The organism is Pectinatus frisingensis (genome assembly GCF_014076555.1).
GTDB lineage: Bacteria > Bacillota > Negativicutes > Selenomonadales > Selenomonadaceae > Pectinatus > Pectinatus frisingensis.
On record NZ_CP045424.1, the window covers coordinates 863,270 to 885,685 of the forward strand.

The following is a 22,416-nucleotide window of genomic DNA, read 5'->3' on the forward strand; positions in this document are numbered from 1 at the left end:
GGAATCCATAATAAATTTGGCAGGTGAAAATCGAAATGCCGAAAATACAAATGGCAATAGTAGGTCCTTCTGATTCTGTTGCCCTGCTGAACGAAATTGCGAAAGAGTGGGCGGATATATTGAATGTCAGTCCACTCATTTATGAAGATGCTTCCGAAATTTCCCAAATTGTCGCTCAATATAAGGAATCTTTTGACGTCTGGGTTTTTTCGGGTATTGTACCTTATAGGCGTGCCTCTGCATTACAAATTCATGCCCCGTTATTTTATATTCCCCATAATGGAGCCAGTTTGTACAGGACACTGCTTCAGATTAATTATACATGTCATACACCTATCAGGGGGATCAGCTTTGATACATTTAGTGAAAAGGAAATAACGGAAACATTTACGGATGCCAATTTGCCCTTGCCTAAAATGTTTATTTATCATAGCGAAAATATCGTATTAGCTGACGAAATTACAAATTATCACTATCAGTTATGGGAAAAAGGACAGACCAGTATTGCGGTCACATGCATTTTTGCTACATACAACCATTTAAAAAAGATGGGGGTACCCGTATGTAGAATATGGCCGACCCGCAGCAATATCCGTACTACACTGGATATTGCCATTCATGCGTTTGAGGCAGAACGATTTAAGGGTGGACAGCTGGCGGTTCAGCAGATCGTTATAGAAGATTTCGGCAGTCTTGTCCGCAGCCATTCCAGTTATATGGCAAAAAAAATTGAATTAAAACTTTATGAGATTTTAGTTGATTATGCGGAAAAACTACAAGGTTCCATTGTAAGTCGTGGTGATGGACAATATACGATTTATTCCACTCGGGGAATTATTGAAAAATTAACTGATTCTCTCACGGTAGTGCCTATTTTGGATGCTCTTGCCAGAGATGTTGCTACTGATGTCAGTGGTGGTATTGGTTTTGGACTTACCGCGTACAGCGCTGAGGAAAACGCTTTTCGTGCCCTTGGCCTATCTAAGCAAAGAGGGCAGAATATATGGATGGCCGTAACTGATGAAAAAGAAGTTATTGGACCATTAAGTTCGCCTGTTCATCTAAGATATTCATTTCATTCGGATGAAAAACACTGCCAGAAGATAGCCAATCTATTAAACAGCAGCGCAACTACTATAAACAAGCTTTTAGCAGCTCTTGATAAGCTGGATCGTGACACTATAGGTGCCGAAGATTTGGCTGTATATCTTTCGATAACTAAACGCAGTGCGCGGCGTCTTCTTTTGAACCTTGAAAGGACAGGATTTGCCTCTGCCGCAGGAGAAGAAATGATTGGACGGGGACGACCGCGCAAGCTGTATCAAATTCATCTGCAATCACTGCTGCAGTCTATGTAGAGAAAAGTTTCTATTAAGAAGTGTAATTATAATAGATTTAATAAAATTGCTTGATAAGCGAAAAATTATTGACAAATATCTTTTATATTCCTATAATAAACTTAATATTTTCTTTTGGAGCAATGGAGCTTCCGTTTAATAGCGGGAGCTTTATTTATATTTGTTGTTTATTTTGGGAAATGTCTTTAAAATGTCCTAATATAATGATAAAATTAAAACAATATTTAACAATAAACATCTAAAGGGAGATAGAAAAAAGTGTGTAATGAAGCTGTATCACAACAGTTGATAAAATGGAGACGAATGTTTCATCGTAATCCGGAATTGAGTAATCAGGAAAAACAGACGTCGAATGCAATAGCCGGCGAATTGGAAAAAATGGCTGTTCCTTTTGCTACCTTCACACGAAACTTTGGTTTGTGTGCTGTGATAAAGGGAGTGCATCCGGGGCCGGTAATTGCTTTTCGCGCAGATATGGATGCACTGCCGATACCAGAATGCAGTCAGGCTGCATACTGCTCGCAAAATTCTGGTATTATGCATGCGTGTGGGCATGACGGGCATATGGCAGTGGTTCTTGGGCTTGCACAGATGTTTATGTCTGTACGCTCAAAGTTAGCCGGAACAATAAAACTTATTTTTCAGCCGGCAGAGGAGGATGCACCTACAGGTGGTGCGTCACGTGTTTTATCCAGTGGTGTGTTGGATGATGTATCAGCAATTTTTGGACTTCATGTTTGGCCGGATGCACCTTGTGGGGAGATTGGCATTCGAGTCGGTTCCATGATGGCAGCTTCCGATCGCCTGACTATACGGCTTAAGGGAAAATCATCACACGCCGGTAAGCCGCAGCAGGGGGTTGATGCCATCACTATGGCCGCAGATGTATTGGAAGGATTGGGACATATTGTCAGCCGCCAGTTAAATCCATTATCGACGGCAACCATATCAATTGGTACGATGCACTGTGGAGAACGGTATAATGTGGTAGCTGATAATGCACTTTTAGAGGGAACCGTCCGTACATTAGATGAGTCGATACGCAGAGAGATGCCAAAAAAAATTGAACGTCTTCTCGCTGGAATGACTACTGCCCAGGGTGGTGATTATGATCTTAAATATCAATTTGGCTATCCTATACTGACTAATTGGCCGGAACCTACAAAACTTGTTATAACTGCCGCACAAAAAGTAATAGGTAAAGACTCTGTCCATACGGATGTACACCCTGAATTGACAGCGGAAGATTTCAGCCGTTATTTAGAGAAACTTCCCGGTGCCTTTTTCTGGCTTGGATGTAAAAAAGATGGTGACTTATATGGCGGTTTGCACAATCCGACCTTTGATATGGACGAGTCAGCTTTATTTATTGGAATGAAAATTCTGTATCATACCGGTTTACTGGCACTTGCCCATTACAATAAGTAAAATATAAAAATTATTTGAGAAATAAGTGTTAACTGAAACATACCAGGTATGTAATAATTTACAAAAAAATTAAAGGAGGTCTTTTTTATCCATGAGTTCATCATCAGCTGTAGAAAAAAGACAATTTCAGCAGGTTGGCTTTCTTCGCAAACTCGAAATTGTCGGTAATAAATTGCCTAATCCTTCAATTCTTTTTCTCTTGCTAATTATTGTTTTAGCTGTATTGTCATTGATTCTTGCTTCTATGCATGTAAGTGCGATTCACCCTATGACACATAAAGTCATTTATGTGAAAAGTTTAATCAGCCGGGAAGGGCTTCAGTGGATCATGACTGACATGATAAAAAATTATATTAATTTTCCTCCTTTAGGCATGATTATAGTATTGACCATGGGAATTGGCCTTGTTGAAAAGACCGGCCTTATGGAAGCTATCCTAAAGGGAACTATTCACTCAATTCCGAAAAAATATATTACATTTACTATTATCATTTTAAGCTTTATGAGTCATCTTGCCTCTGATGCAGCTATAGTGGTTGTTCCACCGATAGCAGCTATGGTATTTTATTCCATGGGGCGGCATCCTTTTGTTGGTTTTGCGGCTTCGCTCGCAGCAATTTATTCTGGTTTTACAGCCAATATATTGATAGTAACGACGGATGTATTGTTATCCGGTATAAGTACGCAGGCTGCTAAAATAGTCGATGCCAATATGATAGTAACTCCTGTGGACAATTGGTATTTTATGTGTTTTTCAGTTATTTATCTTGCGGTTTTAACTACATTTGTAACAGAAAAATTTGTAGAACCGCGTATGGGAAAATATGAAGGTATCCAGCCAGTGCAATTGGATAAACCGACTCCTGCACAACAGTCAGCTTTAAAAGCAACAGGAATTGCAACATTTATTTTTATTGTCGTTTTACTTCTTCTGGTCGTTCCGGAAGGTGCGTTGCTGCGTAATCCTGAAACGGGGGGAATTGCGGGCTCACCTCTTATAAAAGGAATTGTTCCGTTGTTGTTGCTTTTCTTTTTGACGGTTGGTTTGACATACGGTATAAAAATTAAAAATATAAAAAGCGGTGATGATGTTGTACATATGATGACCGAATGCATGAAGGGATTATCGGGTTTTTTAGTCATGGTTTTTGCTATAGCTCAATTTATTGCCGCGTTTACATGGACTAATATTGCCACCTTGATTGCCACTTCCGGTGCCGAATTTTTAAAAAATATCGGGATGACTGGTTTACCGGCACTGCTTTGTTTTATGTTGTTTGGACAATTTATGGGGCTTTTTATTGCCAGTGGTTCAGCTATATGGTCACTGCTTTCTCCAGTATTTGTTCCGATGTTCATGCTGCTGGGCTATCATCCGGCTTTTGTACAGGTTGCATTTAGGGCAGGAGACGGTGCGTTTAATACAATTCAAATAGTCAATCCATTTTTGCCGCTTTTTCTGGAAACTTTAAAAAAATATAAAGAACAAAGTGGTATTGGTACGTATTTATCACTTATGCTGCCATACGCTATTTCCTTTTTTATTATGTGGTATATTTTATTTATTTTTTGGTATTTAACCGGATTACCGGTTGGTCCCGGTGTGCCACAGCGCTTATGGTAGATAGCAATAATGAAATATTAACTTTATGATAACAAAATCTCTCCGATAACATGTTATATTAAAATTGCTGGTTTAAATAACAATGTATTGGAGAGGAAGATGCTTTGCTGATGAGGATATTCAGAAAAGAGAAAAAGATGGCGGCAATTTACACGGCGGCAGTACTGTGTGTGGCTTCTACCGGGTGGGCAGCTACAAGTCATTGGAATGATGCCTCGGCAATTCCGCAGCAGATGACACAGACATCTGTGAACAAAGATACTAACTGGCAGCAATGGAAAGAAAATTGGAAAACAATTGGAAACAATTATGAACAAGTATCATTAGCACCGGGCAGGGACAGTTCCAAACTGAATTTTGGCTGGTATTCCCGGGAGCAGGCCGATAGGGCAGAAGTGCGCGTTGCCAAGCAGCAGGATATGAAACAAGCAAAACTTTTTTCGGGAAACAGTGCAGCCGGGACAGTTGTCAATGGAGTTACCTATTATTCTAATAAAGTAGAAGTGGAAGGTCTCACACCGGAAACAACTTACTGGTATCAGGTAAATCTTAATGGCAAATGGCAAAAAGAACAACAGTTTCATACCGGAAATCCGGATGATTTTTTCTTTATGTATGTGGGAGATCCGCAGATCGGTGCTTCTATCGGTCAAGTATCAGCGGAAGGGGCAAAGCAGGATGGTGAACTTGCAACCTGCAATGATGCTTATAATTGGAATAAGACTTTGAATGGGGCACTTTCCCAACATCCGGAAATCAATTTTTTGGTATCACCGGGAGATCAGATAAATGAGCCGGCGGCAGATCATAAGGCACTTATAGAAAAAGCGGTGAAGGCTTATCCAAAAGCTAAATGGCGGGTTGTTGTAATGCATCAGGACATATATGGCAGCGGACTGGATCATTCCGACTCTGACGGCATTTTGCTTCGCACCCAGTTGACACCAATTTATGATGCCAATCATATTGATGTGGTACTGCAGGGACATGATCATACTTATGCCCGTACCTATCAACTAAGTAGTGACGGTGGGAAACATGCGGATTTTGCCGAATATAGATCCAACGGGCAAAGTGGTCAGCAGCATAATATGCTTGACACAGCACTAAAGAATAAAGATACCCAAAATTATTATGCTTCGCAGAATTTATGCTATACCATTGCGGATATGAATCAAGGAACACTGGTCAATCCCAAAGGGGTATTTTATATGTCAGCTAATTCAGCAACAGGTTCTAAGTACTACGAACTTATCCCTCAGCAGCAGGACTACATAGCTGCCCGCAGCCAGACATGGCGTCCGACTTACTCAGTTGTCCATATCACCGCAGATGCATTTTCAATTGATACCTATGATGTAATGAGCGGAACACCAATCGATGATACCTATCGCATTATTAAGCAATAATAATTAGTTATTTATCAGTGTAAAAAAGACTGTTGTATTTTGTGCAGCAGCCTTTTTTATTGGGAAGAAGGAGCAGAAGAAGAAAAAAATATGGAAAGCGGACAGAAATATAGAAAAAAGGTTATTACAATAATATTTATAGTATGTCTGCTGGTTTTTGCCGGTCAGTATGCACAGATAAAGCGGCCGGTACTTGTCAACACACAGGGACGTACTTTTGAAACGGCTGTGGTTATAGAGATTTTACGGGATAATCTGCAAAATGACGGCAGTCGGGCAGGAGATCAAATAGTATTACTCCGACTTACCAGCGGCAATCAGTCAGGGCAGGCACTGGAAGCTAACTGTCCCAATGGTATGCTGTTTGGAACGGTTTGCGAACCAGGTAAAAAGGTCATTGTAATTTCCAGCCAGATTAAATCATTGGAAATACATACTGTTTACAGTCTGGATCGTTCATTGCCGATACTGTTGTTTGTCGGAGTTTTTTTCTTGCTGTTATGTCTGGTAGGAGGACGTAAAGGGGTAAAATCAGCTGTTGCATTGCTGATTACCTTTTGTTGTTTTTTATTTTTATTTTTTCCAATGCTGCTGCGCGGAGTCGCTCCGATTTGGGCAGCAGTATATACTTCATTGCTGATATTGGTAATTACTATTTGGTTGATCAACGGTAGTACGTGCAAAGCTTTAGCTGCCGGAACATCTGCTTTTGGCGGTGTGCTGACAGCTGGTATTGCGGCCGGATTATTTGGTTATGCGGCCGGATTATCCGGTTACAATGTATCCAATATAGAGGCTTTGATGTTTATTGGACAAAGTACATCTATTGATGTTGGGCAACTGTTGTTTGCCGGTATTTTGTTTTCCAGCCTTGGTGCTGTCATGGATATTGCTATGGATGTATCTGCGGCAGTGGATGAAATGCATCGGCTCAAACCGGAGATGCAGGCTTCGGCATTATTTACAAGTGGGATGAATGTGGGCCGGGATGTAATGGGAACAATGGCTTCAACTTTGATTCTGGCTTTTTTTGGCGGTTCACTTGGAATATGGGTATTGGACTATGTATATGCCCTGCCATATTTGCAGCTTATTAATTCAAATGCTATTGGTATCGAATTAATGCAAGGTTTATCTGGCAGCTTTGGTGTTATTTTTACGGTTCCGCTGGCAGCTTTTTGTTCGGCATGGCTGCCTAAATGGCTGGGACGAAGATAATGATGTAATTAATAAAGAATTGATTATTATTTTATGCAGATTAGATATCAATTTTAAAATAATTGCCGGTTTAGTTGACAAATAAATAAATTTATAATATATTATATAAGCAGTTATTATATAGGGTATGACTTAGTTGGACAGAGTGTTTGCTGACATGGTCAGGGTATTCTATAAATGTTATTTATGTCGGGTTATCTCAGTTGGTTAGAGTACATCGTTGACATCGATGTTGTCGGCAGTTCGAATCCGCCACCCGACACCAACATTGATTTTAGTCTTTTTGGAAGTCTTGCGGCTACTATAGCAGGGCTTCTTTTTTATTTAATAGGAAAGTCTTCGAAAAAAGATGTGAAAAAAGAAGAGGTAAAAAAATAAGCCCATAAAAAGCGGGCGCAGGAAAGCAGAAAGTGGTTTAAACATAAAAACCATCTTCTGGTTCACCATCAAAATCATCATCTTCAGTTAAAAAATAGTGCATATCTAAAAGATCAGAATCAGTCATAATTTTGACCAGTTTCGGAGTCATACCATCAGGAGGATCATCAATGTATTTTTACCTAAGATCCTCTACCCCCTTTTTATCTATATGTAAATCATCTCCTATCTGCAAAAATAATTATGAATCCAGTATGGAGCAGACAAGAGTGAAAATCAAGAGGAATGGCATAAAGCTTTAAGCTTTGCTTTCTCGAAAAATTGTTCAAGAGAAATATGACGATGGTTGTAATGGATTTCAGCGAGTATAACATATTGCTGCCGCATACAGGGCAGCAAAGAGGATTATAACCAAAAGATAAAAGGATATTATAGCGCCATTTAGAAAAAGAACGGAAAAGCTTGTGCTTGGATTAATCATCATATTTGTGAATATTTATACCGAAAATATGATATAAAGGCATTAAGTATGCTTGCGGGTAAAGCGATTTTCCGAAATGAGCAGACCGCTGAGCGTTAAAATACAGCCAATGATAGTGGTAACGGATATTTTTTCATCAAGGAAAACGGCAGCGGTGGTTATAGTGATAACAGGCCCGAGATAGATATAGGCAGTGCAATCGGTGGCACCAAGATAATCAATGGCCAGATTCCATGTGACAAAACAAATCGCTGAAGCACCAATGCCTAAAAATAAAATATTCAGCAGATAGTTGGTGTTGGTAAATTCAGTAAAATCAATTACAGAACCTTGGTAATAAAAAATTGGCAGCATGAATAGCAGACCATAAAAAAACATTTTGCGGGTGGCTGTGATCATATTGTAATTCATTACGGCTATCTGCTTGGTCAGTATGGAGTAGACGGCCCAGATAATGGCCGCTGCCACTGCCAATAAGTCTCCCAGCGGATTTATATGGAGGTTGAAACTGTTATTAAGGGTTATTAGAATTATACCGCTTATGGCAAGGATAAAACCGATAAAAAAAGTTTTGTGCAATCCTTCACCCGGTAAGAAAAAATGGGCGGCAATGCCTGTGAAAATCGGTGCAGTCGATACGATGATACCGACATTGGAAGCCAAAGTGTAGGTTAAGGCGATATTTTCCAATAAGTAGTACATGGTAACGCCGGTCAGGCCGGCAGCAGCAAAATAAAGTTCACCTTTTTTGTCAAATTTCAATAACTCGCGTGGATAGATTATACATAAAGTGATAAAGCCCATGATGAAGCGAATAAATAGTATGTCTATCGGAGTGAAAACCTGCAGTAAGTATTTAGTGGAAACAAAAGTTGTGCTCCAAATAAGTGACGTGGAAAATGCCAATATATGGCCGGTAGGTCTGCGTTTCATTCAATTACCTCTTTTCAATGAATTTGTATAACTGTACAAAATATGTAAAGTAAACAATATTATGTTATAATTTAAATTGTATCGGTTAATATGGGTTTATGAAGATATATTGCTGAATGTTAATCATAAAATGAATAATTAGCTTGTTTTAATTCCGGTGCTTGGTTTATATCCACTTTTTGATGAATAAAAAACGGGAAGTGGTAAGCATGACGGAAAATATGGCAGTCTATATAACAAGCAGCAGCTTTTATTAAATAACACAATGCAGATTATAATATTGTAGCACATTATTTATTAAGTGCGAAGGTGTGCTTAACCGAATAAATTATCACATAACAGGATAAATTACTATATATTACAGGAAGAATGAACAATGGTTTTAACAATAGAGAATCTGGCTAAAACATATGGTGAAAAGACATTATTTACAGATGTAAACTTTTCTGTTGATAATGGAGATAAGATAGGCGTAGTTGGTGTTAATGGAACCGGTAAGTCAACGCTATTGCAGGCAATAGCCGGAATAATACCGATTGATGCTGGTGCTTTTGTCACTATGAAGAATATCAGGATCGAGTATCTACCGCAGGATAGGCAGGTTGATAGGGATAATGCTGTTTTGGCGGAAGCTTTTCGTGGAACACAGCCAATAATGCAGGTGCTTCGAGAGTATGAAGATTTATATGGAAGTATTGCGGACAGTACAGTGAAAAATCAGCAGCTGGCAAAATTATCAGAAAAAATTGATGAGCTTGATGGCTGGCAGTTGGAAAGTGATGCCAAGACAATACTGACTAAGCTTGGAATAACGGAGTTTGACAAAAAAGCCGGTGATTTGTCTGGCGGACAGCAAAAACGTCTGGCATTGGCATCTGCGCTTATTCAGCCATGTGATCTGCTGCTTTTGGATGAACCGACCAATCATTTGGACAGCGAGACCATTGTATGGTTGGAAGAGTATCTGATGAAGTTGAAATGCGCCGTTATTTTAGTAACACATGATCGGTATTTTTTGGATAATGCTGCAACGAGAATAATTGAGCTGGATAAGGGGAAATCATATGTATATGCGGGAAATTACACTTCTTTTCTGGAGCAGAAGGCAGCACGAATTGAAAGAGAAAATGCTTCGGAAGAAAAACGGCAGAATTTTTTGCGTAATGAATTGAAGTGGATGCGGCGTGGAGCTCAAGCCCGATCTACTAAACAAAAAGCCAGAATACAACGTTTTGAGACGATAAAAGAACAACAGCCTGATCTGGAACGTCCCGATGTTCAGATAGGTTTGGGTGCCAGTCGTTTGGGGCGGACTGTAATTGAAATAAATAATATTTCTTATTCGATAGATGGCAAAAATATCATCAAAAATTTCAGCTATACTATTTTGCGCAATGATCGGGTAGGTATTTTAGGACCAAATGGCATCGGTAAATCAACTTTACTGAATCTCATTGCCGGCAGACTGCAGCCGTCGGGTGGCAGCATAAAGATTGGTCAGACTGTTAAAATTGGCTATTTTACTCAAAAAAACATGGAAATGGATGAAAAACTGCGGGCTGTGGAATATATAAAAGAAGCAGCCAACTATATCACTTTGGCTGACGGCACACGAATAACAGCGGGAAAATTGATGGAAATGTTTTTATTTGATAGCGATTTGCAGTGGATGCCGATAGCCCGCCTGTCAGGTGGAGAAAAAAGACGTTTGTATTTGTTGCGGATCCTGATGGAAGCACCTAATGTGTTGTTACTTGATGAACCGACTAACGATCTGGATTTGCAGACAATGGCTGTCTTGGAAGAATTCATTGACAGATTTAACGGAGCAATAATATTTGTTTCGCATGATCGATTTTTCATCGACCGGTTGGCCGATAAAGTATTCGTTTATGAGAATAATGGACATTTACGGCAATATCCGGGCGGTTATTCTTACTATAAACAGCTTTTGCAACAAAAGAATGACCAGCAGGTCAAGACTGTTGGCAATGAAAAAAATATGGCCGGTAAAAAAATGAAGACAGTTGATGCACATAAAAAATTTACTTATAAGGAAAAATGTGAATACGAACAGATAGAAGCAGTGATAGCACAGACAGAAGGCGCTTTACAGGCGGCACATCTGGAAATGGAAAAAAACGCGGCTGATTATGTAAAAATAAAAGAACTTAATGAATGGCAAAATGAATTGCAAACTAAGCTGGATAAATTGATGGAACGCTGGGTTTATTTGGAAGAAATTGCGGAAGCAATGGAAAAATAATCTCACTCACATAATATCAAAAATATACAGGAATACAGACAGTATGAGGCGAATTATTTATAATAAAGTTTTGTCTGGTAATGCTGGATCAATGTAAAAATAACATATTTTGGAGGGGATCATTTTGAAAAAGAAAAAAACTTTAGATGGGGAAGATATATGCCTGAATATCATCAAGTCGGCCAATAGTGCTAAAGTTGGTTATTTGCAGGGTATTCAGTTAGCTAAACAAAAAGAATTTAAAACGGCCGTAGAAAAAATCAATGCAGCTGATGAAAATTTTAATCAGGCCCATGATATTCATACTAAGCTTTTACAATCGGAAGCTGAAGGCGGTAAAACTGGTGTTGATTTGCTTTTGGTTCATGCGGAGGACATTATGATGAACGCTGAAATGTGTAAGATATTTGCCATGGAAATTGTTGCATTATATCTAAAAATTTCTGAAAAATCCTGATGTGGCAGTCAGGGGTTATAAGGCTTGTTTTTGAGAGCAGGGTTTCACATAATGATATAAAAATATTGGTAATAAAGAGGAGAAAATATGCAAACTGTTCTATCACCTTCAATTTTATCAGCCAATTTTTCCTGTTTGGCTGATGATGTGCAGCGGCTGGAAAAAAGCGGCATAAAGGATATACATCTTGATATTATGGATGGACACTTTGTTGATAATATTACTTTTGGTGTAGGTATAATAAAATCATTGCGTCCATGCACAAAGACAAATTTTGACGCTCATTTAATGGTGACAAGACCTGATGCCCTCTTGGCAGGATTGGCTGATGCCGGTGTCAATTCTGTAACCGTACATAAGGAAGCCTGTCTGCATTTGTATCATACTTTGGAAACAATAAAAAAACTGGGCATGAACGGCGGTGTCGTACTAAATCCGGCTACCGATTATGAGTCTTTGAAGTATGTAGCGGAAGACGGACTGCTGACGAGAGTGCTTATCATGTCCGTTGAACCTGGTTTTGGCGGACAGGCTTATCTGCCGATGAGTACAAATAAAATCAAAAAATTGGCCAGATGGCGTGCCGATAATGGTTTTGATTTTGTTATTCAGGTGGATGGCGGCATAAATGTCAACAATATAAAAACAGTTATTGAAGCCGGGGCAGATGATATTGTTATTGGTTCGGCAATGTTTAAAAATCGTAAGATCGAAGAAAATGTGCAATCTTTCCGTAAATTGGTTGGTTTGTGCTAAAAACTCAATTACTGAAGAGACTGCCGTACAAACGGCATTGACCTCATGAAGATGCAGCTTTTCACCACTATGTGGTTTCCTGTTCTTTTATAGGCGGACAGGGAAATGGAATATTTGCATATTTATGAATGAAAATGCTTATGTGGGCAGTCTTTTTTTGCACCAATATTTTCAATTGAGAGTAAATACCGGATTGATTTTGATATTAGATATTAAAATATGACTGATAAGAAGTATAATGATATAGTATATAATAAATAGAATTATGTATTTATCATTGGATTCTACAGACGGCATTGACAACAAAATATGTATAAGTGTAAAATAATATGGACTTTTATTATAAGGAAATGATTAAATGATTAAAAAAGCAATTGGCAAAAGCAGCGATTTGCGCTGGATAACAATAACTACGCTGCTTCTGGCAATCGGAGTGATACTGCGTATTATTTCACCTAATTTAGGAGGCATATCTCTCAATTGGAATATAGTTATGTATGCAACGGCTATTTTATTATGCCGGCCATCTCCGCGACAAGGTCTGGGAATCGGAATTGTTTCCGGAATAATAGCCACAATGACGTCAAAAGCTGCGTTGCCTTATGCGAACCTGATAAGCGATCCGGTAGCGGCCTTTATTTGTGCACTGCTGGTTAGGTGGCGCGTTTTTGATATAAAACTGGGTCGGCTGCAGATAGAACCTTTGGTGATAATATTCATAACTACGTTTATCAGCGGGGGTATATTTGTTACTTTGACTAAAGTAGTATTATCTTTACCGATGCCGCTTTATCTATATGCAATGCTGCCGGCGGTACTGTTGGTGGCAGCACTTGGTTCGGCTGCGGGGCAGTTGTTGTATTTTCCGGCAGCCAGGATATTCAATAATGATGGAATAAATAAAGAAGCATTTTTTCTGCAAAATATCGATCTGACAATTTCTAAAGGTGAGTTTTTTGTTTTGATCGGTGTAAATGGCAGCGGCAAGACAAGTTTGCTTTTATCGTTGGCCGGGGCAAAACCGTCGTATCTTGGTGGATTTAAGAATTCTGATATACATATTGATGATATTGATATAGTAAAGGCCAGACCTGAAATTTTAAATAATCAGACAGGTCTGGTAATGGCTGACTACGAGGCACAGCTGGTTACTGAAACAGTAGACGATGAAATTGCATTTTCCTTGGAAAACAAAGGTATGCTGCCGCAGCAGATTATTGAAAAGCAGCATGATGTTTTAAAAAAAGTCGGCTTAGAAAATATGGGCGGCAGGAAGGTCACTTCCTTGTCGGGTGGGCAAAAGCAGCGTTTGGTAATTGCTGCCGTGCTGGCAATGGATACTCCTATACTGGCTTTGGATGAACCTGTAGCAGCTGTTGATCCGGAAGGTGCCAAGGAGATATATGATTTATTGTACCGTCTCAACAAGGAAGATGGTAAAACAATAATAGTTGCCGAGCATGATTTAAAATATGTGCTGGACATTGCTTCACATATGGCGGTTATTGATAAAGGACAATTAAAATTCAGCGGTGAGAAACAAGTCTGCCTTGAATATATGTATACCAATAAAATTTATCCGGAAGTTATACCGCTGCGTTGGAAGATCCGCCGGGAAATGGGGCAGGAAGTATGCTGAATTTAAAAAATGTAACCTTTTCTTATTCATCAGGCAGTAAAATATTTGATGACATCAGTATCAATATTGACACTGATGCAATAACAGCGGTGGCAGGTCGTAATGGTACGGGAAAAACAACATTGACCAGATTGATTATGGGAATAATACATCCGCAAAGTGGTGTTATTGAATTTGATGGTAAACTTATCAGTGATAAACCGTCATACGTATTGGCAAAAAATATAGGCTATGTATTTCAAAATCCTGACCATCAGTTATTCGCCGCTACTGTTTACGATGAAGCAGCTTATGCACCGATGCAGCTTGGAATGGAAACAAAGCAGATACGAGAATGTGTTGATGGTGCTCTTGCGGCCACCGGATTGTCAGAAAAAGCGCACCTCATGCCGCAAACCTTGTCACTGGGTGATAAGCAGCGTTTATCAGTAGCTTCGGCACTGGCAGCCAAGCCACGGATATTGATACTTGACGAACCTACCTCGGGACAGGATTGCCGGGAACGTACAGTGCTCTTACGCCTGATGCGGAAATTAAACAGTACTGGCCTGGGAATAATTTTAGTCACACATGATATGGATATCTTAGCGGAACACGCTGATAAGATGATAGTACTGGCTGACAAAAAAATAGCATATGCGGGGACACCGCGGCAACTGTTTGCCGATGAAGAAAAGACTGTAAAGCTGGGGTTGGAGTTACCGGAAGCAGCTGTTATCGCAGCGGAAATGGGATTGGAACTTTGTCTTACACCTGATGAGCTATATGGAAAAATGGCCGTATGGAGGGAGAAGAATGCCTGAAGAAAAAAATAACACAGATTTTGCTCCATTGACAAAATTATTCATGGCAATTACAGCATCTGTGGCAGCTTTATGCACTATTAATTTATATGCTTTAGCAATTTTGGCGGGACTTGAGATGATAGCAGCGGCAGTAATGGGTGGTGGCAGGGCACTTTGGAAGGGTATTAGTATCTTAGCTGTTTTTGCAGTGATTTTGGCTGGGATTCAACTGCTTTTTACCACACCATTATTTTTGTCTGTCGGTTCGGCGTATAAGATGTTTATAATGGCAGTATCACTTTTTATACTGGTGGCTACAACACCGACACAGGCAATAACAGCGGCACTTGTCAAACAGTGCCGCTTACCGTATGATTATGCTTTTATGATAACGGCGGTTTTGCGTTTTGTACCGGATTTGCTGAAGGAAAGCAAAGAAGTACGAGAAGCGCAATCATGTCGAGGATTCCATCCTTCGAGAAATCCATTGCGCCGTATCATTGATTATATGATGATTATAAAACCTATGGTGTTTAAAGCGATATCGCGCAGTGAAAATATGGCGATAAGCTTGACTCTGCGAGGATTTTCCGGTAAAAACAAACGAACCTTTATGGCAGCGACACAGCTTTGCGGCAGCGATTATACAATTATGCTGGTAAATTTATTTATTTGTATTGCCGTAGTCAAATATTTTTGATTGTTGGATCGTTTTGCATATTGTTTATAATAAATTGGCAGCTATGCAGCGGAAAAGTAAATTTTTCCGCTGTATTTTTTTCTATGGTAATTGTATTGATTGAAAAATTTACTGTCAGCGGTAAAGTCAGCAGTGCATTTTCGTTAAGTGGATTGGGTATGCGGTCGGGGACGAAACTATGCCGGCAGTTAACAGAATCGATAATGTTTATAATATCGATTGTCTTTAGCTGCTGAAGAGCACCGCTTTCAGTGAAAATCAATGAACCGCTGTCGGCACTGAGGCCAATGCTGTTGGGATCGCAACAGGTTAAGTGACCGATTGGTGTTAGTAATTTTTGCGCCGAAGCCGGTTCGGCAGAACACAGCTGGCCGTCTTTATATAGCGAAAAACCACATTTGATTTTTAAGTGTCCGACTGGTGTGTTTATGGTAATGCGCTCAGTCGACTGTAAGGTAAGACTTTTTAAGTGACCATTTTTATAAAAATGAAAACACATGGGGCGGGTGGTGAAAGTACCCACAGATAAAGGAAAAGTCATTTTACCGAGTAAATTTATTTCGCGGTCTTCACTCCAATAGGCACTTATTTTACCATTGAGAGGGAAAACGCGGCACAATCCACCATCGGGGTAAAAGGTAATCAGCTCTGCGGCAGTAAGGCCAAGCGGTGTATTTATTGATACTTGTTTTTCCAGATAGACAGACTTTAGAGTGCCATCAGGATAAAATTTTATCGATGGAGATAGTTTGCGGCGTTCATTTTCAGTGTAATAGGGCAGCAAAGTCAAATTATTCAGGCGTATAAGACTCTTATTTTGGCATATACATTCCGCAACATGGCCATTTTTATGGTAAGCAATATTGCGGCAGTTGTATAATCTGCCATAGTTCGTATCTATATCCATATATACAATCCTTTCATAAATATTTCTGATATCAGTATGAGTGTGAATAATCGGAGCATTTTTTGCTGATAGAGACGAGCAGGGAGGTACCGCTGCTGCGTGTTGTTATTACTAGTTTTTCTGCATATTCAGCTGTATTTAACCAGGCCGGGATATGTGAACAGACAAGGTCCAGTTGTATAAATGGTGTGTTATCAAGAAAGGAGCGCAGAGCTTTTTTTGAAGAAATATCAGGATGTGCGTGTTGTAGTTTTATCAAATCAAGATAATAGATGCCATTGGCTGTTTCCACCGGCGAAGTCGGTACAGACGCACCGGCATTGATATTATGCAGATTATTGTAAAGATCATTTACGATTTTGTCGAACATGGCAGCATCAAGCGATTCTATTTCAAAAATCGCAAAACGCATGCGGTCGAGTACATTGTAGATAAGTCCATTTACTGCGGCAGAAGCGATAATTTTGCAATCATCCAGTTTTAAGATCAGATTGCGGGTCTTGTCTCGTATTTCCTGCGCAGTTTTTATACCTGAAAAAGCGAAGGGAAATTTTTTACGTATTTCCCAATGATTATTGTTGTATTCAAAAATAATCATATGAGTCAAACCAATAAAATCCGTGAGCTGGTCATTGTCATCACAGGTTACAGCAATTTTTTTGTCCATGATAAGTTCTCCTTATACCGTTTTGTTTCTATGAATAATGGTAATAACAGCGGCAAAAAAAGTCAATAGAGGTTGATTTTACAGCGTTTATGATAAAAATGACAATTACTTTATTTACCTAAAAAATGTTTGGTATTTATTATTAAAAGAAATTTTTTATAGGAATATATAAGTGTTTGTTAAGAAAAAAAATTAATTTTAAAAAATTGTTTTCAGTAAGGAAAATCAGTACAAAAAAATACATAAAATTTTAATAAAAATTTACTTAAAAATAGTAATTTAAAAAATTAAAATTAAGTATGACAGTATATTAAAATATAAGCAAAATGTGTCGAGAGATTTAAAATGAAGGGTATAAAAAATATTTATAAAGAATTTTCAGAAAAATATTCAGAATATGACTCGGGCACAGTCTATTGACAAGCTGAAAATGATGATTTATAGTTACAGCATCAACAAAACTTAACATATTTACAAATGATTGCACTGCAATTGTTTGCAGAGGACAAAGAAGTCCTGTCACAAGATGAAATGTGACAGGCTTTTATTTTTCAATAATGTTATCAGAAATTGTTGATAGGAAAATTATTATTTGTAATATTTGTACATTGGAGGGTTTTCTCATGAGACAGGTTGCTATTTATGGTAAAGGCGGAATTGGTAAATCAACAACTACACAAAATCTCAATGCAGGTTTGGGTGAAATGGGCAAAAAAATCATGATAGTCGGCTGTGACCCTAAAGCCGATTCAACACGGTTGATTTTAGGCGGCCTGGCTCAGCAAACAGTGCTTGATACACTGCGTGAGGAAGGTGATGACGTTGATCTGGATATGGTTTTAAAAGAAGGCTTTGAAGGCATAAAATGTGTGGAATCAGGCGGACCGGAACCAGGTGTTGGCTGTGCTGGCCGCGGCATAATAACTTCAATAAATCTTTTAGAACAGCTGGGAGCGTATGAGGAAGATTTGGATTACGTTTTTTATGATGTATTAGGAGATGTTGTCTGTGGTGGTTTTGCCATGCCGATACGTGAAGGAAAAGCTAAGGAAATATACATTGTTTGTTCGGGTGAAATGATGGCACTGTATGCAGCAAACAACATTTCCAAAGGTATAAAAAAATATGCTGAAACGGGTGGTGTACGCTTAGGCGGTCTTATCTGCAACAGTCGTAAAGTTGATGGAGAAGCTGAGTTGGTAGAAGCTGTTGCTAAGGAATTGGGAACACAGATGATTCATTTTGTACCGCGTGATAACATGGTACAGCGAGCTGAAATTAATCGTCAGACAGTTATTCAATTTGATCCCTCCTGTGGACAGGCTGATGAATATCGTACTTTGGCCAATAAAATAGATGGCAATGATATGTTTATCATTCCTAAGCCTTTGACTCAGGATCGTTTGGAACAGCTGCTGATGGAACATGGACTGGATACCTGAGCAATTTAATACGATATAATGGCGACCAATGCAAAAAGGGACTGTCGCATGGATGACATTGATTTCATAAAGATGCAATCCACTGTACTATGCAGGTTTCCCCCTCTAAGGACGGGGAGGAAAATGGAATATTGCATATTATGTGCGACAGTCCTTTTGAAATAGGAGGAACAAAAATGAGTGATTTATTAATGATTCGTGCAGTAGTCCGCCCGGAAAAGTCGGCTGATGTACTTGCAGAACTCTTGGATGCCGGTTATGTGGGGGTAACCAAAGAGGAAGTATACGGCCGCGGCCGGCAAAAAGGGATAGTAGTTGGTGAAGTGCATTATGATGAACTGCCGAAAGAATTGCTGATAATTATTGCTGAAGCTGCGGATAAAGAAGATATAGTGCGTATCATTATGAAAAATGCCCGTACCGGTGAGAATGGCAATTTCGGTGATGGCCGTATTTTTATAAATAAAGTTGAAGAAGCTTATACAATAAGTTCCGGCAAAGCCGGTCTGTAGGGAGGTTCGAATAATGAAAGAAATAATGGCGTTCCTGCGGATGAATAGGATAAATGATACTAAGGCGGCTTTGGCAAAGGCCGGATATCCTTCTTTTACAGTGTCAAAGGCAGTGGGGCGCGGCAAAAAACCATTGGCGACGGAAGCAATAAATGTAATAGTTGAAAATGCCGGAGAGGTACCGGCCAATGCCATTGGAGTGCATCTTTCCGAAGGCACACGGCTAGTGCCGCGTCGTTCATTTTCTTTAATTGTTGATGATTCACAAGTGGAACTCGCTGTAAATACAATAATTACCATTAATCAGACCGGACAGCCGGGTGATGGTAAAATTTTTGTAATGCCCGTTACAGGTGGTTACAATATTAGAACAGGTCAATATCAAGAAGTTGAAATGCTGCAGTTAGGAGAGGATTGAAATGGACGCACGTGAAGCTGTTTTAGATAAATATTCCGGTCGTGTATTCAAGAATAGAAAAGATCATATCATTGAATTAGATGAGGCCGGTATACCAAAAGAAATAGCAGCCAACAGTCGTTCTGTTCCGGGACTTATGATCAACCGGGGCTGCTGCTATGCAGGTTGTAAAGGAGTTGTATTGGGACCTTTGCGTGATACGGTGGTGATAACACATGGTCCTATTGGCTGCGGATATTATACGTGGGGGACAAGGCGCAATAAGGCAGATGCTCCGGATGGCCGCAATTTCATTCAATATAGTTTTTCAACCGACGTGCAGGAAACGGATATAGTTTTTGGTGGTATGAAAAAACTTCATCAAGCGATAAAAGAAGCTGTGGAAATATTTCATCCTCGTGCCGTTATGATTTGTTCAACTTGTCCGATAGGACTTATTGGTGATGATACCAAAGCGGTGGCCGCTGAAGTAGAAAAAGAGTTTGGCATTACCTGCATTGCTTATAGTTGCGAAGGGTATAAAGGCGTAAGTCAATCAGCTGGACACCATATTGCCAACAACGGTCTGATGCAAAGGGTAATCGGTTCAGCAAATGATGAAGTGAAGGAAAAAGCTTTTCGTATAAATATATTGGGTGAGTATAATATTGGCGGTGATGGCTGGGAACAGGAACGCCTGCTGAAAAAAATCGGCTATGAAGTGGTTGCTGTATTGACCGGTGATGGTTCTTTTGAAGCTCTTACCCACGCCCACACAGCTAATTTGAATTTGGTGCAATGTCATCGTTCTATAAATTACATCGCAGAAATGATGAAAACTAAATATAATATTGACTGGATAAAAGTTAATTTTATCGGTATTGATGAAACAATCAGGACCTTGCGGGAAATAGCCGATTATTTTGATAATGACGAAATAAAAAAACGCACCGAAGAGGTAATTGGTGAGGAACTTGAATCTATAGCCGAAGAAAGAAAATTTTATCGGTCAAAATTAGAAGGTAAAACAGCCGGTGTTTTTGTCGGTGGTTCACGTTCACATCATTATCAAAATGTGCTGAAGGATTTTGGTGTCAAAACTGTCATAGCCGGCTACGAATTTGCGCATCGTGATGATTATGAAGGTCGTGAAGTCCTTCCCAATATAAAACTTGATGCCGACAGTAAAAACATTGAGACGATAACTGTACAGCCTGATAAAGAATTTTATCATGTGGCATTGGATAAAGAAAGATTTGAAGAATTGCGCAGACAAAATGTCGAACTTGAATATTATAAAGGTATGTTTAAAGATATGGGAGACGGAACTATAACTGTTGATGATTTTAATCATTATGAAACAGAGAAAGTGCTGGATATATTTAAACCTGATATTTTTTACTCTGGAATAAAAGATAAATATATGATACAGAAAAAGGGATTTCCTTCTAATCAGTTACATTCCTATGACTACAGCGGACCTTATGCCTGTTTTAAAGGTGCGATAACATTTGCCAGAAATACGTATTTGAGTATTTATGCACCGGCTTGGAAAATGATTGTACCGCCTTGGCGGACAAAACCAACTTTAGAAGGTACGATGGGAGATGAAAATTATGCTTGATATGACACCAAAAAAATTGGCAGCCAGAAAAGCATTGAGGATAAATCCGGCTAAAACCTGCCAGCCGGTGGGTGCAATGTATGCCGCACTGGGAGTACATCGCTGTATGCCGCACAGTCATGGCTCACAAGGCTGTTGTTCATATCATCGGACCTTTCTCGCACGCCATTTTAAAGAACCGGCTATTGCCACGACAAGTTCCTTTTCGGAAGGTGCTTGCGTATTTGGTGGCGGCAGTAACTTGAAAAAAGCGGTAAAAAATATCTTTGATATATATAATCCGGATATTATTGCCGTGCATACCACCTGTCTCAGTGAAACTATCGGTGATGATCTTAATACACTTATCCAGCAGCTTGATATACCGGCAGGGAAAATAGTTGTTCATACTAACACGCCCAGTTATGTCGGGTCACATATCAATGGCTTTGCCAATATGATGAGTGGTTTTATAAAGTATCTCAGCGAAAAAAATGCTGTACCAAACGGGAAAATAGGCATTTTCCCCGGTTTTGTCAATCCGGGTGATATGCATGAATTAAAAAGAATAGCTAAATTGCTCGGTGTCAAGTATATAATGTTCCCCGATACTGACGGAACAATGAACTCTGCACTTACAGGGCACTATGAAATGTATCCTAAGGGCGGGACGACAATACAGGAAATACGTGAATTGGGCGGTGCACAGCATGTTTTGGCTCTGGGCGAAATAACCAGCTGTACACCGGCCATGGATCTCAAGCGGAAATGCGGTGTGGATTTTACAGCATTGCCGCTGCCGATTGGTGTGGAAGCCACTGATAGATATATTATGGCTTTATCGCATTTGAGCAGACGGGAAGTACCAGCGGAAATTGAAGAAGAACGAGGTCAGCTTCTTGACATCATGATAGATTCACATGCTTATTATGGTGATAAAAGAGTGTCCATCGCCGGAGATCCTGATACGGTTCTGGGATTGGCGGCATTTTGCTTGGAATTGGGCATGAAACCGCGTTATATGATAACCGGAACACCTGATGAAAAATTTAGCAAAAAAGCCAAAGAACTTCTTTTGAAATACGGTGTGACTGATTGCATTGCCAAAGCTAATACGGATCTGTTTGAACTGCATCAGCTGATGAAAAATAAACCGGTGGACTTATTGATCGGCGGCACGCACTGTAAGTATATTGCCCGTGCAGAAGATGTACCGTTTGTCAGAGCCGGGTTTCCCATACTGGATCGTTATGTTCATCCCTATATGCCGCTTGTCGGTTATCGGGGAGCCATGCGGTTGATTGAACTCATTTGCAATACGTTGCTTGATCGTCAGGATCGTGATGCAGCTGATAAAGATTTTGAGTTGGTAATGTAGATGAGAATAATCAAAGCATTATTAAAAAGTTTCAAAAACAATAAAAAAATATAATGCATAGAACAGAATTATTTATTT

General features: G+C 39.5%; 19 protein-coding genes and 1 tRNA gene. 17 read left to right on the forward strand and 3 right to left on the reverse strand.

The window, feature by feature from the left end:
- The first annotated feature begins 35 nt into the window (after window positions 1-35).
- From F8M42_RS04150 to F8M42_RS04175, 6 genes are all read left to right on the forward strand, one after another.
- Entirely contained in the window at window positions 36-1,358 is a 1,323-nt protein-coding gene (locus tag F8M42_RS04150) for a helix-turn-helix domain-containing protein (protein WP_182188095.1), read from the forward strand.
- Window positions 1,359-1,616: 258 nt separating this feature from the next.
- Complete coding sequence (locus tag F8M42_RS04155; protein ID WP_229711452.1) at window positions 1,617-2,786, forward strand: M20 metallopeptidase family protein; 1,170 nt, start codon at window positions 1,617-1,619, stop codon at window positions 2,784-2,786.
- Between the two features lie 91 nt (window positions 2,787-2,877).
- Window positions 2,878-4,410 carry an AbgT family transporter gene (locus tag F8M42_RS04160; protein ID WP_182188096.1) on the forward strand — a complete coding sequence of 511 codons (1,533 nt, stop codon included), beginning with the start codon at window positions 2,878-2,880 and terminating at the stop codon, window positions 4,408-4,410.
- Between the two features lie 110 nt (window positions 4,411-4,520).
- The gene (locus tag F8M42_RS04165; RefSeq protein ID WP_229711454.1) at window positions 4,521-5,819 is read left to right on the forward strand and encodes a fibronectin type III domain-containing protein; all 1,299 of its coding nucleotides are present in this window, start codon (window positions 4,521-4,523) and stop codon (window positions 5,817-5,819) included.
- 90 nt (window positions 5,820-5,909) lie between these two features.
- Window positions 5,910-7,037 (forward strand): YibE/F family protein, encoded by a 1,128-nt coding sequence (locus tag F8M42_RS04170; protein WP_182188097.1) that lies wholly within the window; start codon window positions 5,910-5,912, stop codon window positions 7,035-7,037.
- Window positions 7,038-7,225: 188 nt separating this feature from the next.
- Window positions 7,226-7,302, forward strand: a tRNA-Val gene (locus F8M42_RS04175).
- Between the two features lie 636 nt (window positions 7,303-7,938).
- Here F8M42_RS04175 and F8M42_RS04180 read toward each other — a convergent pair.
- A complete protein-coding gene (locus F8M42_RS04180; protein ID WP_182188098.1) occupies window positions 7,939-8,829 on the reverse strand; it encodes a DMT family transporter in 891 nt (296 codons plus the stop codon).
- A gap of 376 nt (window positions 8,830-9,205) precedes the next feature.
- Between F8M42_RS04180 and F8M42_RS04185 the strand changes: the two genes are divergently transcribed.
- The 6 genes from F8M42_RS04185 (at window position 9,206) to F8M42_RS04210 (ending at window position 15,432) form a co-directional block, all read left to right on the forward strand.
- Window positions 9,206-11,095 (forward strand): ABC-F family ATP-binding cassette domain-containing protein, encoded by a 1,890-nt coding sequence (locus F8M42_RS04185; RefSeq protein WP_182188099.1) that lies wholly within the window; start codon window positions 9,206-9,208, stop codon window positions 11,093-11,095.
- A 124-nt stretch (window positions 11,096-11,219) separates the two neighbouring features.
- Entirely contained in the window at window positions 11,220-11,552 is a 333-nt protein-coding gene (locus F8M42_RS04190) for a PTS lactose/cellobiose transporter subunit IIA (RefSeq protein WP_182188100.1), read from the forward strand.
- Between the two features lie 87 nt (window positions 11,553-11,639).
- Entirely contained in the window at window positions 11,640-12,308 is a 669-nt protein-coding gene (gene rpe / locus F8M42_RS04195; protein WP_182188101.1) for a ribulose-phosphate 3-epimerase, read from the forward strand.
- 358 nt (window positions 12,309-12,666) lie between these two features.
- Window positions 12,667-13,947, forward strand: coding sequence for a tryptophan transporter (locus tag F8M42_RS04200; protein ID WP_182188102.1), 1,281 nt, complete (start codon window positions 12,667-12,669; stop codon window positions 13,945-13,947).
- Entirely contained in the window at window positions 13,941-14,750 is an 810-nt protein-coding gene (locus F8M42_RS04205) for an energy-coupling factor ABC transporter ATP-binding protein (protein ID WP_182188103.1), read from the forward strand. The genes F8M42_RS04200 and F8M42_RS04205 overlap by 7 nt, the downstream gene beginning before the upstream one ends.
- Complete coding sequence (locus F8M42_RS04210) at window positions 14,743-15,432, forward strand: energy-coupling factor transporter transmembrane component T family protein (RefSeq protein WP_182188104.1); 690 nt, start codon at window positions 14,743-14,745, stop codon at window positions 15,430-15,432. Before F8M42_RS04205 ends, F8M42_RS04210 begins: the two co-directional genes overlap by 8 nt.
- On the opposite strand, the gene F8M42_RS04215 is transcribed toward F8M42_RS04210, so the two are convergent.
- On the reverse strand, window positions 15,419-16,339 hold the full coding sequence (locus F8M42_RS04215; RefSeq protein ID WP_182188105.1) for a hypothetical protein: 921 nt from the start codon (window positions 16,337-16,339) through the stop codon (window positions 15,419-15,421). The two genes, F8M42_RS04210 and F8M42_RS04215, sit on opposite strands and share 14 nt — an antisense overlap.
- A gap of 31 nt (window positions 16,340-16,370) precedes the next feature.
- Complete coding sequence (locus F8M42_RS04220) at window positions 16,371-17,006, reverse strand: Fe-only nitrogenase accessory AnfO family protein (protein WP_182188106.1); 636 nt, start codon at window positions 17,004-17,006, stop codon at window positions 16,371-16,373.
- A 623-nt stretch (window positions 17,007-17,629) separates the two neighbouring features.
- On the opposite strand from F8M42_RS04220, the gene nifH reads away from it, so the two are divergent.
- From nifH to F8M42_RS04245, 5 genes are all read left to right on the forward strand, one after another.
- Window positions 17,630-18,448 carry a nitrogenase iron protein gene (gene nifH / locus F8M42_RS04225; RefSeq protein WP_182188107.1) on the forward strand — a complete coding sequence of 273 codons (819 nt, stop codon included), beginning with the start codon at window positions 17,630-17,632 and terminating at the stop codon, window positions 18,446-18,448.
- A gap of 176 nt (window positions 18,449-18,624) precedes the next feature.
- Window positions 18,625-18,960: a P-II family nitrogen regulator gene (locus F8M42_RS04230; protein WP_182188108.1), complete on the forward strand. Its 336-nt coding sequence runs from the start codon at window positions 18,625-18,627 to the stop codon at window positions 18,958-18,960.
- A gap of 13 nt (window positions 18,961-18,973) precedes the next feature.
- A complete protein-coding gene (locus F8M42_RS04235; protein ID WP_182188109.1) occupies window positions 18,974-19,378 on the forward strand; it encodes a P-II family nitrogen regulator in 405 nt (134 codons plus the stop codon).
- Window position 19,379: 1 nt separating this feature from the next.
- Window positions 19,380-20,981, forward strand: a complete 1,602-nt coding sequence (locus F8M42_RS04240) for a nitrogenase component I subunit alpha (protein ID WP_182188110.1) — start codon at window positions 19,380-19,382, stop codon at window positions 20,979-20,981.
- Window positions 20,974-22,338 (forward strand): nitrogenase component 1, encoded by a 1,365-nt coding sequence (locus F8M42_RS04245; RefSeq protein WP_182188111.1) that lies wholly within the window; start codon window positions 20,974-20,976, stop codon window positions 22,336-22,338. Before F8M42_RS04240 ends, F8M42_RS04245 begins: the two co-directional genes overlap by 8 nt.
- Window positions 22,339-22,416: the final 78 nt, after the last annotated feature.